The organism is Providencia sp. PROV073 (genome assembly GCF_033688125.1).
GTDB classification, from domain to species: Bacteria; Pseudomonadota; Gammaproteobacteria; order Enterobacterales; family Enterobacteriaceae; genus Providencia; species Providencia hangzhouensis.
Window position 1 is genome coordinate 654,597 of sequence record NZ_CP096353.1, and the last position, 15,679, is coordinate 670,275.

Below are 15,679 nucleotides of genomic sequence, written 5' to 3' on the forward strand. Positions count from 1 at the left end.
TAATTATTTTTTACTCGCAGCTATCATAAGGTTATATAGCTGCGAGTATAAAATTATTTTTGTTGTAAAACCCAAACTGCAGCTTCGACCCTTGATTTTAAATTGAGTTTTTTAAGTAAATGTTTAACATGTACTTTTACTGTGCTTTCTGCAATATCTAGTTTACGAGCTATCATTTTATTTGATAAACCCTGAGAGATCAGTTCTAAAATATCGGCTTCTCTTGGTGTCAATGAAGCAATATTATTGTCATCCTGTGTGGTGTTATCTCTTAGTGATTCAGCAAGTACAGATGCTAATGTTGGGCTGACAACTAACTTACCGCTTGCTGCTTCTTTAAGGGCTACGATAAGCTCTTCAGGCTCCATATCTTTTAGTAAATAACCATCGGCACCTCTTTTTAGTGCATTGACTAAATCATCACTATAGTTAGAAACGGTAAAAAGAATAATTCTACCTGACAACTCTCGCTTCCTGAGTTCATCGAGAGTTTCAAAACCATTCATACCTGGCATGTTGAGATCCAGTAAGATAAGGTCAGGATCTTGCTCTTCAGCGATTTGGATACCTGTTTTACCATCTCCCGCCTCACCGATAACTTGTAATGAAGGTTCCAAACTAATCAATTGTTTGACTCCATTTCTTAGCATCGGATGATCATCAATAAGTAGAATGGTTGATTTTTCGTTCACTATATTTGTATTTTCCATAGATGATTTTTCCGGTATGTTAAGCGTCAGATAAAGGGAAGGTAACTTTTACCTCTGTTCCACCTTGAGGCCTAGGTGTAATACAACAGTTGCCATTAAGGCTTAATGCTCTTTCTCTCATAATAATAAGCCCATAATGATTAAGTTTATCAGTATTTGACGTGATCCCTGTACCATCGTCAGTAATTGTAATAGTCACAATACCATCATACTGGTTTAATGAAACCTCAGCCCATTTTGCATTAGCATGTTTTAAAATATTGGTTAATGCTTCTCGGACTATTTGTATAATATGAATAGATTGATGCGGTGAAATACTTTTTGCGGGTAGGTCGTAATTTAAGTCTATTTTATACCCCATACGTTCGCTAAATTCATTAATGGTACTTTCTAATGAGGGAAGCAGACCTGGTTCCGTTAGTTTAAGCCTAAATGTGGTTAATAGCTCTCTCAATTGACTATATGCGGTATTAATCTCGCTACGCATTTCCGTTAACAACTGTTGTGGCTTTTCTGGTAATGGATCAGGTTGTAATTGCAGGTAACTAATTTGCATCTTCAAGCAAGATAGAGACTGGGCGATAGAGTCATGAAGTTCTCTGGCAATAGCAGAACGTTCATCCATGATAAGCAACTGTTGCTGTTGTTCTATTTGGTGTTCCATTGCTAACATGCCAGAAATTTGTTTTGCTAAAACAGAAACGAGATTGTTTTGTTCATCTGAAAGTATTTGATTATCTTCAATCTCACCAATAATAATGCCATAACGATGCATATTGTCTGATAAATCCCATTGCAAGCTAAGAGGTTTCTCGGTTGTGACTTGTTGTTTTAGTTGCTTTGTATTTGCTTCAGATAATCCGGTTGAATGGCAGCATATTTCATGAAAATATGCTTCATTGCTTTCTTCATACAACCGTAAACTCAGATTTTTGAGTATGGTAATGTTTTCTAGTTCAATAAGAACTTTTTGTAATCGCAAGTAGAGGGGATCCGAGGAATGAAGGATTTGGTTTGATTGATATAAATAAGATAACACCTTATTTTTTGTGATTAAGTCTGCAGTTTTTTCTGCGACTCTTTCTTCAAGCTGATGATAACTTAGCGCTAATTCATCTGACATCTGGTTCAGAGTTTCTCCTAGCGCATTTAATTCATCTTGCCTATTATTTTTAGGGTAGCGTTGGCTAAAATCTTTTCGTCCAATTGCATTGACCATTGATAATAATTTAACCCATGGGTAATAAATTTTTCTTCTCAGGTGCCAGATAGTTCCCATCAGTAATAAGAATACTAAACTGATAAAAATCAGTTGTGTCATGGCAACATAAGCAATCTTTCTTTCCGTTTTCTCATCGATGTTATGAACTAATTCATCTAGTTTACTTACAAATGATATAACTTCGTATCTTGCATCGTTAGGTGCATTTGCTTCCATTAATGAGGGTTTTAAGATATGTAACCAATAATTGTAGAGTTCATCAAATTGAGGCGTTAAATTTTCGATCTTTACAACTTGAGTCAGCTCTGGGCTGATGAGGTCAGATTCTAATGCATCGAGATAACGCTGATTCTGGGTATTTAAAGGGACTAGAGAAAGCAATCTGTAGCTCTGCATTCGTAGTGAACCAGATTTATTTATTGCATGAGCGTTACCCTGCACACTTAAAATCATTCGATTGGAAATCGTCATCCCAATAATTCCTAAGATCGCAATAAGTAGCATAAGGCCGATCACTTGGTTAATAATTGAAAATCGACGATACAGTGTGGGCATGTGTCACTTCCTTAAAGAGTAGCGCTAGCGAACTTAAAATGCATATTTCTCGTATTGTTCATAAAGGGTCGAATATTAAATATACTACTTTGGTAGTAATTTTCTGGATCTATAACGATATAGATAATAAAAAATAAAATTTTTCTTTAAGTTTTATGCTTTTATTTATTGATATATAAGATTAAATTTGGTTTGACTGGAAATAGGTTTACGTATTATAGCGTAAATTAAAGATGAGTTTCTTTTGATTTAGATCAGTTTAAATATCGAAGTAAATCAATATGTAAAATAATATACATCGAAAGTGTCTTTGATAATCATATCAATGATAGAAAGAGAGGCAGCCCTAATTGATAGAGCTACCCTTTTGTTTTAAGCTTTTTTTAATTTTTTGAATAGTGAGATTATCGCAACAAGGATTAGACCTGTTACTAGCCCAAAAAATAAATTAATTATAGTCGGTAAGATAAACTGCATAGTACTGCCAATGATGGGCGTTAAGGTTGCTGTAAAAGATATTTCGGTGATCCATTCTGAAATATAGCTGATACCGTGGGTTAGAATACCACCACCGACCATAAACATCGCGGCAGTTCCTACAACAGATAATGTTTTCATCAGATAAGGAGTGACATAAATTAATGAATTACCACATTTTTTTAATAAAGAAGAGGTTTTCTTCTGTAAATAAAAACCTAAGTCATCTAATTTGACAATCCCTGCAACTAAGCCATATACACCGATAGTCATTACGATAGCAATGATAGAGAGTACGGCCACTTGGTTGATAAAAGTGGTAGTGGAAACAATACCTAGTGTGATGGCAATAATTTCGGCTGATAAAACAAAATCAGTACGTATAGCCCCTTTGATTTTTTTACTTTCAAATTCCTTAAGTTGTTCTTCTGATAACTGTAATTGATTTTGGGAAACAGTATCTTTTACGTTAGAATGCAAGAGCTTATGAGTTATTTTTTCTGCGCCTTCAAAACAAAGGTAGGCTCCACCAATCATAAGTAGTGGTGTGATAGCCCAAGGAAGAAAGGCACTGATTAATAACGCTAAAGGAACAAGTATTAATTTATTAATAAATGACCCTTTAGCAACGGACCAAACAACAGGAATCTCTCTATCTGCACGAACACCTGTGACTTGCTGGGCGTTTAGCGCGAGGTCATCACCTAAAACCCCAGAGGTTTTTTTGGCAGCCATTTTCGTCATGACGGAAACATCGTCTAGTACAGCGGCAATATCATCAAGTAATGTGAGTAAGCTACTTCCAGCCACAAGGGTATCCTCAATATTTTTTAAGGTGTCATTAATGTTTATTAGGTCAGTTAATGGATAATTAGTTCACTACAACATAAACCATATGTACAAATAAGATAATTCCACTGCAACTGATAAGTCTGAATTTTGAATTATTAAATTTTTATGACAGTGGAACCAATATGGTTTTTTCTTTTCTAACTTATTAATTTTAGTAAAGTAACATATTGCTATCTGCTATTTTACTTTATATTCGGTTTAATTATTTAGTTTATAAATAAATTTTAATAGATAGGTATAGGGTTAATACATGTCTTCTCAGCCAGTTTTGAGTATTGTCGTTGCTGTATATAATGGTGAAAAATTTTTACCTCAGTTTTTTGATAGCTTAATTGCGCAAAAGCTAGAAAATTGGGAGCTGATCGTTGTAAATGACGGCTCTAAAGATAAAAGTGAAGATATCATTAAGTCTTATGCAGATAAATTTGTACATTTGAAAGTGCTTTATCAAGAAAACCAAGGTGTCTCAGTTGCTCGTAATACGGGGATGGCTGAGGCTACGGGAAAATACATTACATTTCCTGATATTGATGATGAAATTAGCCCACAAATGTACGGACGTTTATTAGAAATCGCATTATCAAATGACCTCGATGTTGCAACTTGTAATGGGACTTATGTTTATACTAATGGCGATGCTCCAAAGGCAATTTTCCCACCGAATAAAGTCCCGTCAACTGGGGTGATTTCAGGCCCTGAGTGGCTTGAAATTGGCTTAAGTTCACGCAAGTTTTTGCATGTAACTTGGCTGAATTTATATCGTTTAGACATGTTGCGCCAACACAAATTTTTCTTTGAGCCCAAATTACATCACCAAGACATTCCTTGGACAACAGAAGTGTTGCTCGTGGCGAAGCGCGTGCAATTTATTAATGAACAATATTATCGATATTTAATCCATAACCAATCTGTTTCACACTCATTGAGTGGTGATGAGCGCTCAGTCCGTAAGATAAAAACCTATTTGAAGATTATTGATATGCTGTTAAATATTTACCAGCGTTATCCTGAACAAGTTAAGCAAGCCCCTGCTTGTTTATGGCAGGTAGGAAAGGAAGGCTTAGGGGTGATTCAAGCGCTATTAGCTATCAAATCACCAGATGTACAGAAGGAAATGGTACAACTATTTTTTGATAAGGGTTATTGGCAAATTGTGTGGGCGCATGCAACTACAGTAAAATTAAAATGGCGATTAATTAGACGTTACACAAAACTAAAAGAAATTATCAAATCATAATTTACTGAAAAGGTAGCTATTTTTATAGGCTACCTTTTTTGTTTCTATTTTGCTAATTGCTTTAGAGAAGCAATAAACATATCCCATAACTTTGGGTTATCTAACTTTGTAGCGACTTGTGTGTGGCAATCTGCTTTAGCGGGGTGGCGAAAGTCAGTCACCGTCATACCCGTTGTTAAAGCACCTTGCAGTTCGATATCAATCGGAGCTTTAATCGTTTCCATTATGGATGGGTCGATAACATAAGCAACAGCACATAGGTCGTGGACAGGGGCATGGTTAGTATAGCCATTACGTCTGCGGTAACCTGCAGTGTAGTAATTTAGGGATTCAACAACAAAATCACTTACAGGTGTGTTTAACGCTGCAATTGTTTCCATTATTTGGTCGTCTGGCCTTGCTTGATGTGTAAGATCTAACCCAATCATAGTGATAGGCCAAGTTTCATTAAACACAATATGAGCAGCCTCAGGGTCTATAAGGATATTGAATTCAGCGACTGCAGTTCGATTGCCTGTATGGTAGCCTCCTCCCATTAAAACAACTTCTTTTACTAATTCTACAATTTCAGGTGCTTTTCTCACTGCCAAAGCAATATTTGTTAGCCCCCCAATAGGAACGAGAGTAATTGTTTTAGGCGGATGTGATTTGAGTGTATCAATAATTAGGTCAACAGCATGGCGCTGATCAATAGGGAGCTTGGGGTCGGGGAGATGAGTACCGTCAAGGCCTGTTGTACCATGAACTTCTGGCGCAGTCTGTATTGTTCTCACTAGTGGCCTAGAGCAACCTGCAGCGATAGGGATATCATTTGCACTAACGAATTCCATAATTGCGCGTGCGTTATGAGTGACTTTATCTAACGTTTGGTTTCCGACGACTGTAGTTACCGCAAGTAACTCTATATTTGAATTGCCTAATGCTAAGAAAATTGCCATTGCATCATCGTGGCCGGGGTCACAATCGATAATAATTTTATTGTTAGACATTATTTCTCCATTTATTAGGTTATTTACGTTTAATTGACATAATATATGGATATATTTATTTTTATGTGATGTAAGTTCTATTTTTGTGAATACTAATGTAATGAAATTATTCATTAGGGTTACTAATGGAGAGTGATGTGATTAACATATTAATAACAATCGTGTTGAGTTTATAAAGATAATGTGTTCTTTATGTAGTTTTAAGCAATATAAATGAAACCGCCCAGATGGTTTTATTAACGACTTAATGATTGAGGAGGCAGAATGGAGAACTATCTAGAAAGATTACCTGATGTTATTGATTCTGTTGCAACTAATCAGTTTTATCCTAATTTATTATCATGGTTGTCTTCACTTATTGCATTCGATAATGCGATTGTTTACTCCTTTGAAAAAGGAGCTCCACCTCGATTTCTTTCCAAAGTAGAGCGCCGTAATAGCGATAGTATTAACAGAATCTATCAACGAGGTGCTTATTTAATGGACCCATTCTACCAAGAAATCCAAAAAGGCGGGGCTTCTAAAGTATTAACACTAAAAGAACTCGCACCTAAAGGATTTTATCATACAGACTATTATCTCAATTTTTATCGTAAAACAGGGTGGTGCGATGAGGCAGGGTTGCTGTTAGATATTTCAACTAATAGGCAGTTAGGTATTTTTTTTGGTAATGAAGATAGGCCTTTTTTCTCGGAAAAATATACGCAAGCGCCACTTAAAGACGCCTTCGATATCATTCGTAGTATGGTCAAACTTCATAAAGATGTTTCTCCTTCTTCGGTGTCGAATCACTACCAAAATACAGACATGCAAACACGATTTGGGTTAACACCGAGAGAGTGTGAAGTTGTCGAATTAATCTTAGCGGGCAAAGGTTCACCACAAATTGCACAGGCACTTTTCATTAGTTTAGGGACAGTGAAAAATCACCGTAAGAATATCTATCAAAAATTAAGTATTAATTCACAGGTTGAATTATTTAACTTATTAATGAATAGGTTAAGCTAAGTATAATGTGTTTTTATATTTATTTTAACCTAATGATTTAAAAGTGTTTTATGGCTGTTATCTTTTTTATTGCTGCGTTATTTTTTTGTTTTTGTCTAGATGACCTTAATAAACTAAAATTCAATTAATAATCATCATTATTAATATGGTAATAGTTGTATAACTAATTGTTTATAATCTTATATTTTTTGATTTTATAAATTTTATTATAATTTAAATATTCTACTTGCATCACAATTGTTAACTTTATGTTTCGAATGTCCCTAAAGGGATATGTAATTGTTAATTTAAGGTTAAGATAATCAGGTTATCGAAAGATACTAAACAGGGTATCCATAATGAATAACCAAGTAGAATCATTGACTTACTATGCTGCGACTAAGAAATATGACTTACGTTTTCCTACATTAAAGGAAGATCTTGATGTTGACGTCGTGATTATTGGTGGCGGCTTTTCTGGGATCCATACCGCACTTGAGTTGTGTGAGAAAGGGATTACCAATATCGCTATTTTGGAAGGACGGCATCTTGGCTACGGTGGCTCAGGGCGTAATGGCGGCCAAGTGATGGCGGGTATTGGTCATGATATCGATGCAATTAAAAAATATGTCGGGCCAGAGGGTTTAGAAACAATTTTTAAACTCAGTAATATGGGCGCAGGGATCATGCGTGATCGCATCGCTAAATATGATATTGATGCAGACTTTTGCCGTGGTTATGCATACTTAGGAAGCAATAAGCGCCAAGAAAAGACCTTGCGTAGTTGGTTAAAAGATTTCAAGTCTGTCGATCCTGAGGAAGAAATTGAATTTTACAGTGGTTCAGAGCTAAAACAGATTATTGGTTCTGATGCTTATACCTGTGGTATCAAACACATGGGCGGTGGGCATGTACATTCATTGAACTTATTGTTAGGTGAAGCGAAAGCGGTTAGTGAAATATATGGCGCTAAAATATTTGAGAATAGCCAAGTATTAAATGTTGAGTATGGTAATACCATCAAGGTTAGAACTGCGATGGGAACGGTCAAAGCACAAAAAATGCTGTGGGCTTGTGATTCATTTTTAAATGGCCTTGAGCCGACGATTTACCCTAAGACCATTAATACTTATGCATATCAATTAATGACGGAAGAGCTGCCTGATGAATTGATCGAGCAAATTAGCCCAATCCGTGGTGCTTATAGTGATATTCGTCCAGTTATTGATTACTACCGAGTGACGAATGAAAATCGCCTCTTATTCGGCAGTTCAACGCATTTTCTTGAATACATTCCATCTGACCTTAAAGCATGGAATCGTAACCTAATGCTAAAAGTCTTTCCCTATCTCAAAGATGTCAAAATTGAATTAGCTTGGGGTGGACCAATGGCATGTAGTGCAAATTTATTTCCACAAATTGGTTCATTACCACAACATAAAAATGTGTTTTATGCGCAGGGCTATTCAGGTTTTGGTGTTACGCCTAGCCAGATTGTGTGCAAAGTTCTGGCTGAAGGGATGGTAGAAGGTTCTCATCGTTATGACTTAATGAGTTCTATCCCGCACGCCAATATTATTGGTAAAGATAGCATGCGTAATGTGATTGTTTCACTGGCAAAAATAATGCATCAAACATCCGGTTATTGGCAAGGTCGCCGTTAATTCGTTATCCGCCTAACTAGTTTATTTAAATCGATTAAAGGTAAAAAATTATGATTAGTCCATTACTGTTAAACAAACCACTGCCAGAACTATTAAATATTGGTAGCGTGACAAATTTAGGTTCTGTGGTTGTTGAAGGCGATCCTCAAGCGAGTGTTGCGATGATCCACGGTGAACCAACGGATAATCTAACCTGTGGTATTTTTGCTTGCACTAAAGGTAAGTTCAAAATGGTGTATCCATTTGATGAAATGGCGACAGTCCATGAAGGTTCGGTGAAGTTAACGGATGTGAAAACCGGTGTGACGGTTGAATACCATAAAGGTGATACATGGTTTGCTGCGAAAGGTACCGAAGTTTTATGGGAAATTGATGTACCACGCTTCGTAAAACATTACCTAGCTTGTGTAAATGCCTAATTAGTTTCTATTGAGTGGAGTGATAACAATGAGTGAGTTAATCCTATTACCAGAAGTCAGCGAGTTCTTGAAGCGTCAACACGGCCATTTTATCAACGGGTTACCGGTTTCTGGCAAGGGCGATACTTTTTTTGATGTTGTTAACCCTGCCACTGAACAGGTTATTGCTAAAGTAAAAGAAGGGACTTTAGCAGAAGTTGATGCCGCAATGGATGCGGCTCATACCGCATTTAAAGGGGTTTGGGCAAATACCACACCAATGGAAAGAGGGAATTGCTTAAACCGCCTTGCTGACCTACTTGAAAAACACCTTGAAGAATTAGCCCAGCTAGAGACGTTATGTTCAGGTAAAACCATTCAATTATCTCGTTTTCTTGAAGTGGGCTCATCTGCCCAGTTCTTGCGTTATTTTGCCGGTTGGGCGACAAAAATCAGTGGAGAGACATTGAATGTCTCATTGCCTTCTTTTAATGGTGAGAAATATTCTGCATTTACTCAGCGTGAACCCGTTGGCGTTGTCGCCGGTATCATTCCTTGGAATTTTTCGATCATGATTTCCATTTGGAAATTAGCTGCCGCTTTAACATGCGGTTGCACGATTGTGTTGAAACCAAGTGAATTTACCCCGCTAACTATGCTAAGGGTGGTGGAATTAGCAAAAGAGGCAGGGGTACCTGACGGTGTAATTAATATCGTGAATGGTGGTGGTCGTGAAGTTGGACCTGCACTGATTCATCATCCACTTTGTTCTAAAGTGACATTTACGGGTTCAGTACCAACAGGTCTGGCGGTAGGGCGCTCAGCGATGGAAGGTAAATTAACCCGAGTCACACTTGAACTTGGTGGGAAAAACGGCGCTGCATTCTTAGCTGACCTACCGGTTGAAAAAATTGTTAATGGGATTATTGAAGCGGGATATCTAAATCAAGGACAAATTTGTGCGGCTGCTGAGCGGTTCTATATTCCCTCTAAATTGATGGATGAAGTACTAGCAGAACTAAAAACGCGTTTGTCTGCGATGAAAGTGGGTTCTCCATTAGATGAAACAACCGAAATGGGGCCGTTGGCAAATAAAGCGCATTATGAAAAAATCTTAGGTCTATTTGAAAAAGCTCGCCAAGATGGCAGTGAAATTATTTATGGTGGTCAGCCCATTGCAGGTGCTGGGTATTTTGTGCCTCCAACCATTATTCGTGCTAATAGCCCAAATGATGTATTGATGAAAGAGGAAACATTTGGGCCAATAGGGACTTTCTTAAGCTACGATGATGAAGAAGAACTTATTGAGATGATGAATAGCACTCCATTTGGTTTAGCTGCGAGTTTATGGACAAATGATCTCAGTAAAGCGATGCGTATGATTTCGCGCATTGAAGCGGGAACCGTATGGGTGAATATGCATACCTTCCTTGACCCAGCAGTCCCATTTGGTGGTGTTAAGTCATCGGGTATTGGCCGTGAATTTGGTAGCGCCTTTATTGAGTATTACACAGAGTTAAAATCTGTCATGGTGCGTTATTAGTGTTCGATTTATATTTAATTAATCAACATTTCCCGGCCATCGTGCCGGTTTTTTTTGTATTTCAATACAGGAAAAGTAAAAGCGTGAGTTATGAAGAAGGTGGATAATGATTAATTGTCGAGAAAGCGATGAAAATAGATGCCGTAGGTGGTCGTTAAACAAATTAGAGCTTTTCTTGGCGAATGATAAACCCTGATGATACAAGCTCGGTTCGGTTCGTCACATTCGCTTTAGTGAAGATATTGCGTAAGTGGGTTTTCACTGTTGATAGTGAAACTCCCAATAATAATGCAATTCGCTTATTACTTGCGCCTTCCCGTACTAAATGGATGATTTCTTGTTCTTTAGGGGTATAAGACACTAGCGAGTCGGGTAACACATCGAATGTCATTAGTTCAGCGACAGGCAAGATAGCATTTAATCGCATGATTTCTTGCTGGCTAAATGGGCTGTCTCGCAGCACCGAAATCCCCGCAATAATTTTATTTTTACGGCGAATAAATATTTCTGCCATATCAGCCATGTTATTTGGCTGCATAAAATCATGGAAAAAAGCCTGATTTTGCTGGCGTATTTCAGAATCCATTCTCACTAAGCGTAAGTCATCACTGCGAAAATGGTCAGGGTGCAAAGGGTCTAATTGGTGAAAATAAGTGAGATATTCTTCGTGCATTTTTGCTGAGATCCCATGAAGAACGTAGTTATCTGGCTGGCAATGATCATTCACGAGGTAATACACCAATGCGGAAACCGGAATAATATGAGCAATGGTATTTAGGCAGCAATCAATTAATGTTTGTTGATGAGGCTCGAATAATGGTGAAGTCATCATATTCCCTTGCGTATTAATCGAATTATTATCATGCCTCTTAATGCGGTTAACATAAAATAAACATATTAATAACGTGAAGTTGATAACAGTATTTAAAACTGATGAAAACCCCATAAATATTGATTTGGTGCTTTTTGGTATCTTTAGGGAGTTGTTTATTAATATATTAATGAGTAATTTATTTGCTATATATTGATATTACTTTGATTATTTTTTTTGCCCTTCAAAATATGGGTACTTTTCGCGAGTTGTATTTTATTTCCCCTCTCTCTAGGTATCGTTCTTTAGGACGATAGCAGCTTGTTTAGGCTTATTTCTATAGTGGATATGTAGTTACTTTGTTTTTACAAAAAATTCACATTTATGGCTGAGTAGAGAGTGAGAGGGATGTAAAATGAATTTATCCTCAAAATTGTCGACACATTTAGAAAAAGGGAAAGTTGGCTTTCCGACTACATTGGCGAGTTCTGCCGGCTTGATTATGGCTAGCCCCGTTATTTTAACCGTTACGAGTGGATTCGGTATTGGTGGTGATACATTCGCCCTAGCGGTGTTATTCAGCTTCATTATGATGCAAGCTCAGCTAACCACATTTTCGGAGGCTGCGGCTATTCTACCAACTTCAGGGTCGGTATATGACTATATATCGTGTGGAATGGGGCGTTTTTGGGCGATAACTGGCGCACTTTCGGCTTATTTGATTGTGCATGTGTTTGCAGGAACTGCCGAAACGATCCTTTCAGGAATTATGGCGCTCGTTAACTTTGAGCATCTCAATACTGTCCTAGAGACCAGTAATTCATCTTGGATGGTCGGCGTGGGATTAGTTGTCACGTTTGGGATTTTAAATGCATTTGGTATTGAGGCCTTTGGTAAGGTCGAGGTTGTACTGACATTCGCCATGTGGTCTACGTTAGTGATTTTTAGTGTGAGCGGTTTGATGTTGCCGTTTCATGTCGATATGGACGGCTGGTTTGGTCAGCCACTCAATACGGATCCAACGCTCATCCTTAGTTTTGTGGGGATGGCAATGTTTATGTTTGTTGGTTGTGAACTTGTTACTCCAATGGCGCCTGAAATTAAAAATTCTGCCAAGGTGATCCCTCGCGCGATGACCACGGGTTTATTCTGCGTCGCACTCTGTATGGTGTTATTCGGTGCAGCTCTAGCGAACCAAGTGGAAAATGTGGTCGTTGACCCACAAACAGGCACACGCTTACTTGAAACACCGATGGCAATCCCTGCATTCGCCGAAATTGTCATGGGTGAGTTTGGGAAGTATTGGATAGGTGTCGCATTATTATTGGCTGGTGGAGCAACCATTAATACGTTAATGGCAGCGGTTCCTCGTATTCTTTATGGAATGGCGCTTGATGGGGCATTGCCACGTATTTTTGCTTATTTGCATCCGCGTTTCAAAACCCCGGTATTCGGTATTTTAGTCGCTGTGATGATCCCATGTTTGCACGCTTTTGCTATTCAAGGTGACCTTGACCGTATCATTCCATTGGTACTGGCGGCAGTGTGTTCTTGGGGGACGGCTTACTTGTTGGTAACGATTTCAGTGGTGTTATTGCGCATTCGTCGACCTGACTTACATCGTGCCTATCGTTCGCCTTTTTTCCCTATACCGCAAATTATTTCGAGTGTCGGAATTATTTTAGCTATTGTGTATATCACTCCTCCTGGCATGAATGAGTCGGATGTCTATATTCCCTTTGCCATTATGTTAGGTTTAACAGCAGGATATGCATTAATTTGGACTGTTTTCGTACAGAAAGTTAACCCATTTAAACCTGTAGATGTTGAATCCGTTTTATCGAATTCCTTTACTGATGAAGAAATGGAAGGAGGCCAACTTGAGCCATTACGTAACCTCGCCTAAACCATCTTTGTGGGAAAGAATCGGTAAGCTCACTCAGCAACGTTTGCCTGCCGGATATCAAACAGGATTGACACTTAACCGTGTTGAAAAGGACATGGCGCCTTATCCATGTGAGTGGGGAGCACCCGGAGTGCTCCTTGTACAGCCTCAGCCTGAGCTAACCATTGAGGTAACTGAGCGACCAAGAAAATTGTTTCTCGCTTTTATCGTATATAGCCGCTTTGCCGTATCTGGCCAGTGTACTAATGATATCAATGCAACAATTGAAGTAAAAACCCGTGGGAGTATAAAGAAAAAACATATCCATTTCGTATCGAAACAAATGGATGGTCATAAAGTTATCGAGTGGTTGAATGAATATCCCGTTATTCGGCAAACATTAGAAGAGCTGGAATTTAATCATTGCAAGATAGAGTTTAGCAGTGGCCGTTGGCGTTGTGAAATAGAGCCTTATACGGCATCAGAAATGGTGAGCCGCATCCCAGCGACTCGTCGTTATTTGAGATTAATACAAAAACAACGTTATTATTTATTGAGTGCGCTGCAGTTAATTAACCAACTGATGGAAAAACGTGCTGTGAGCCATTGAGTTTAAAAGAGTTTTTTGATAGTAATAATTATTATCAATTGACTTGCTGGAATTTGATGTGAAATCTTTGCCTCTTTTAGGTTGTATGTTGTTGTCATCTGCTGCAATGGCAACGCATTCTGACTGCATACGTTTATCTGAGCTTTCCTTTGCTGAAGGGGTGCATGATAGCGAAGGTCATAGTTGCTTATCTTTTGAAGTATCACAGCAAGATTTTATAAAACAACGTGGTGAAGGTCTTTCCAAGGTCCTGTTATTGGATTCCAATAAGCAGCCAGTGCGTGCATTGCAAGAGTATGGTTCAGTACAAGAGCCCCATAGCGCGGATTATGTAGTATCAGAAAATGGGGTTTATTATCTAGTGTTGAATGGTGAGCCGGGTAAACCTTGGCAATTAAAGTTTGACATCAGCCAGTACCAGCCTTTAGCCATTAAAAAAGATAATGAACCTATTAGCCCGATGCTACAAAGTTTGCTTGATGAACATTATCAAAATGGTGATACAAGCGCATTTTGGCAAGCTGTCGCCGCGCAAGGAACCCCTCTGGTTGAAGCGTTTTCAAATCGACAAAAACGCGTGACATTTCTTTGGCGTGGCGCGAAAGCAAATGCCTATATTCTAGGGGCGCCGTCAGGTAATCACGAAAGAATGGCCCACTTGGCGGGAACGGATATTTGGTATCGTTCTTTTATCATTCCTAATGATACGTTATCACAATATAAAATTGCACCGGATATACCTTCTGTGCCTGAGGGCGGCTTTGCTCAACGTAAAGCGATTTTAGTCACAGCGCAGTCTGATCCTTATAATTCTCATGTTATTCCTTCGCAACGCGTAGATAAATATAACCGTTTTTCGTTGTTATCATTGGTACCGAACATACGCCAATGTCACTTCCCTGATGTAGAAAACAGGCAGATTAAAGGCCGTTTAGAGACATTTACGTTGACGAGCCAGGTATTAAAAAACGAAAGAAAAATAACGGTTTATCAGCCTAATATACCAATGGAAGCTCCGGCGCTATTGGTGTTATTAGATGGACAAATTTACCTGAAAGACTATCAGATGGAGAAATTTTTTGATAAGTGGATAAATCAGGGGAATTTTCCTGCTATGAATATTGTATTTGTGGATAGCATCAATTCAGCGCGTCGTGGTGATGAGCTTCCTCCTAATGATGCCTTTCCTAAGTTGCTGGCGGATGAACTTATGCCCCAACTCGCGGAAATGGGAATTCAAGCACCTGCAAGCCATACGATTATTGCGGGTTCCAGTTATGGAGGGCTTGGGGCGACATGGAATGCGTTACAGCATCCTGAAATTTTCGGTAATGTCATTAGCATGTCAGGATCTTATTGGTGGGCTCCGAAGGATAAAGACCCTGAATGGTTGATTCGTGAAATCGAAATGATGCCAACACAACCGATCCGTTTTTTCCTTGAGGCTGGCCTTTTTGAACAACGTGGTAGTTGGGGGGGAATTATTCAAAACCACTACCGGTTATTCGATGTTCTAAAACATAAAGGTTATCAAGTTGATGCCATTGAACTCCCTAGCGGGCACGACTACGTTTCTTGGTGTGAAACGCTTTATGAGGGAACAAACCAACTTGCGTCACAATGGTAAATAGCCCTAACGCTCATTCACAAAAAGCAGCTTATATTTAGCTGCTTTTTTACATTTATGACTAACGTCTTCATTTCGCCATAAAAGCGTCATTCAACTGTCATCTGGCTCC

13 protein-coding genes are annotated in these 15,679 nt (G+C 38.5%); 8 read left to right on the forward strand and 5 right to left on the reverse strand.

The genetic code is table 11. The features are described 5' to 3' along the window. Positions 1 to 53 precede the first annotated feature (53 nt). The 3 genes from narL to M1F17_RS02795 form a co-directional block, all read right to left on the reverse strand. A complete protein-coding gene (narL, locus tag M1F17_RS02785) occupies positions 54 to 710 on the reverse strand; it encodes a two-component system response regulator NarL (protein ID WP_004905790.1) in 657 nt (218 codons plus the stop codon). A gap of 19 nt (positions 711 to 729) precedes the next feature. Further along, entirely contained in the window at positions 730 to 2,487 is a 1,758-nt protein-coding gene (gene narX, locus M1F17_RS02790; RefSeq protein WP_036958572.1) for a nitrate/nitrite two-component system sensor histidine kinase NarX, read from the reverse strand. 372 nt (positions 2,488 to 2,859) lie between these two features. Continuing rightward, positions 2,860 to 3,774: a DUF808 domain-containing protein gene (locus M1F17_RS02795; protein ID WP_094962710.1), complete on the reverse strand. Its 915-nt coding sequence runs from the start codon at positions 3,772 to 3,774 to the stop codon at positions 2,860 to 2,862. A gap of 292 nt (positions 3,775 to 4,066) precedes the next feature. On the opposite strand from M1F17_RS02795, the gene M1F17_RS02800 reads away from it, so the two are divergent. Further along, the gene (locus M1F17_RS02800; RefSeq protein ID WP_096865187.1) at positions 4,067 to 5,053 is read left to right on the forward strand and encodes a glycosyltransferase; all 987 of its coding nucleotides are present in this window, start codon (positions 4,067 to 4,069) and stop codon (positions 5,051 to 5,053) included. A gap of 44 nt (positions 5,054 to 5,097) precedes the next feature. Here M1F17_RS02800 and M1F17_RS02805 read toward each other — a convergent pair whose 3' ends face one another. Then, on the reverse strand, positions 5,098 to 6,042 hold the full coding sequence (locus tag M1F17_RS02805; RefSeq protein WP_094962712.1) for a nucleoside hydrolase: 945 nt from the start codon (positions 6,040 to 6,042) through the stop codon (positions 5,098 to 5,100). A 264-nt stretch (positions 6,043 to 6,306) separates the two neighbouring features. Here M1F17_RS02805 and M1F17_RS02810 point away from each other — a divergent pair, with 264 nt between their 5' ends. The 4 genes from M1F17_RS02810 to M1F17_RS02825 all read left to right on the forward strand — a co-directional run bounded on the left by M1F17_RS02810 (position 6,307) and on the right by M1F17_RS02825 (position 10,634). Continuing rightward, positions 6,307 to 7,050, forward strand: coding sequence for a helix-turn-helix transcriptional regulator (locus M1F17_RS02810; protein ID WP_004905785.1), 744 nt, complete (start codon positions 6,307 to 6,309; stop codon positions 7,048 to 7,050). A gap of 338 nt (positions 7,051 to 7,388) precedes the next feature. After that, positions 7,389 to 8,693: an NAD(P)/FAD-dependent oxidoreductase gene (locus M1F17_RS02815; RefSeq protein WP_004905784.1), complete on the forward strand. Its 1,305-nt coding sequence runs from the start codon at positions 7,389 to 7,391 to the stop codon at positions 8,691 to 8,693. Between the two features lie 50 nt (positions 8,694 to 8,743). Beyond that, on the forward strand, positions 8,744 to 9,112 hold the full coding sequence (locus M1F17_RS02820; protein WP_004905783.1) for a cupin domain-containing protein: 369 nt from the start codon (positions 8,744 to 8,746) through the stop codon (positions 9,110 to 9,112). Between the two features lie 28 nt (positions 9,113 to 9,140). Further along, entirely contained in the window at positions 9,141 to 10,634 is a 1,494-nt protein-coding gene (locus M1F17_RS02825) for an aldehyde dehydrogenase family protein (protein ID WP_318837224.1), read from the forward strand. Between the two features lie 163 nt (positions 10,635 to 10,797). Here the strand turns inward: M1F17_RS02825 and M1F17_RS02830 are convergent, their stop codons facing one another. After that, complete coding sequence (locus tag M1F17_RS02830) at positions 10,798 to 11,463, reverse strand: helix-turn-helix transcriptional regulator (protein ID WP_094962715.1); 666 nt, start codon at positions 11,461 to 11,463, stop codon at positions 10,798 to 10,800. A gap of 397 nt (positions 11,464 to 11,860) precedes the next feature. Here M1F17_RS02830 and M1F17_RS02835 point away from each other — a divergent pair, with 397 nt between their 5' ends. The 3 genes from M1F17_RS02835 to M1F17_RS02845 are packed head-to-tail and all read left to right on the forward strand — an operon-like array spanning position 11,861 to position 15,567. Next, complete coding sequence (locus M1F17_RS02835; protein ID WP_004905776.1) at positions 11,861 to 13,351, forward strand: APC family permease; 1,491 nt, start codon at positions 11,861 to 11,863, stop codon at positions 13,349 to 13,351. Then, a complete protein-coding gene (locus M1F17_RS02840) occupies positions 13,326 to 13,940 on the forward strand; it encodes a DUF3156 family protein (protein ID WP_228677488.1) in 615 nt (204 codons plus the stop codon). The genes M1F17_RS02835 and M1F17_RS02840 overlap by 26 nt, the downstream gene beginning before the upstream one ends. 58 nt (positions 13,941 to 13,998) lie before the next feature. Next, positions 13,999 to 15,567, forward strand: a complete 1,569-nt coding sequence (locus M1F17_RS02845; protein ID WP_272674256.1) for an alpha/beta hydrolase-fold protein — start codon at positions 13,999 to 14,001, stop codon at positions 15,565 to 15,567. Positions 15,568 to 15,679: the final 112 nt, after the last annotated feature.

Bases quoted from the DNA above. Each gene is read 5' to 3' on its own strand.
- narL (WP_004905790.1), bottom strand. From the start codon at position 710: ATGGAAAATACAAATATAGTGAACGAAAAATCAACCATTCTACTTATT.
- narX (WP_036958572.1), bottom strand. From the start codon at position 2,487: ATGCCCACACTGTATCGTCGATTTTCAATTATTAACCAAGTGATCGGC.
- M1F17_RS02800 (WP_096865187.1), top strand. From the start codon at position 4,067: ATGTCTTCTCAGCCAGTTTTGAGTATTGTCGTTGCTGTATATAATGGT.
- M1F17_RS02805 (WP_094962712.1), bottom strand. From the start codon at position 6,042: ATGTCTAACAATAAAATTATTATCGATTGTGACCCCGGCCACGATGAT.
- M1F17_RS02810 (WP_004905785.1), top strand. From the start codon at position 6,307: ATGGAGAACTATCTAGAAAGATTACCTGATGTTATTGATTCTGTTGCA.
- M1F17_RS02815 (WP_004905784.1), top strand. From the start codon at position 7,389: ATGAATAACCAAGTAGAATCATTGACTTACTATGCTGCGACTAAGAAA.
- M1F17_RS02820 (WP_004905783.1), top strand. From the start codon at position 8,744: ATGATTAGTCCATTACTGTTAAACAAACCACTGCCAGAACTATTAAAT.
- M1F17_RS02825 (WP_318837224.1), top strand. From the start codon at position 9,141: ATGAGTGAGTTAATCCTATTACCAGAAGTCAGCGAGTTCTTGAAGCGT.
- M1F17_RS02830 (WP_094962715.1), bottom strand. From the start codon at position 11,463: ATGACTTCACCATTATTCGAGCCTCATCAACAAACATTAATTGATTGC.
- M1F17_RS02835 (WP_004905776.1), top strand. From the start codon at position 11,861: ATGAATTTATCCTCAAAATTGTCGACACATTTAGAAAAAGGGAAAGTT.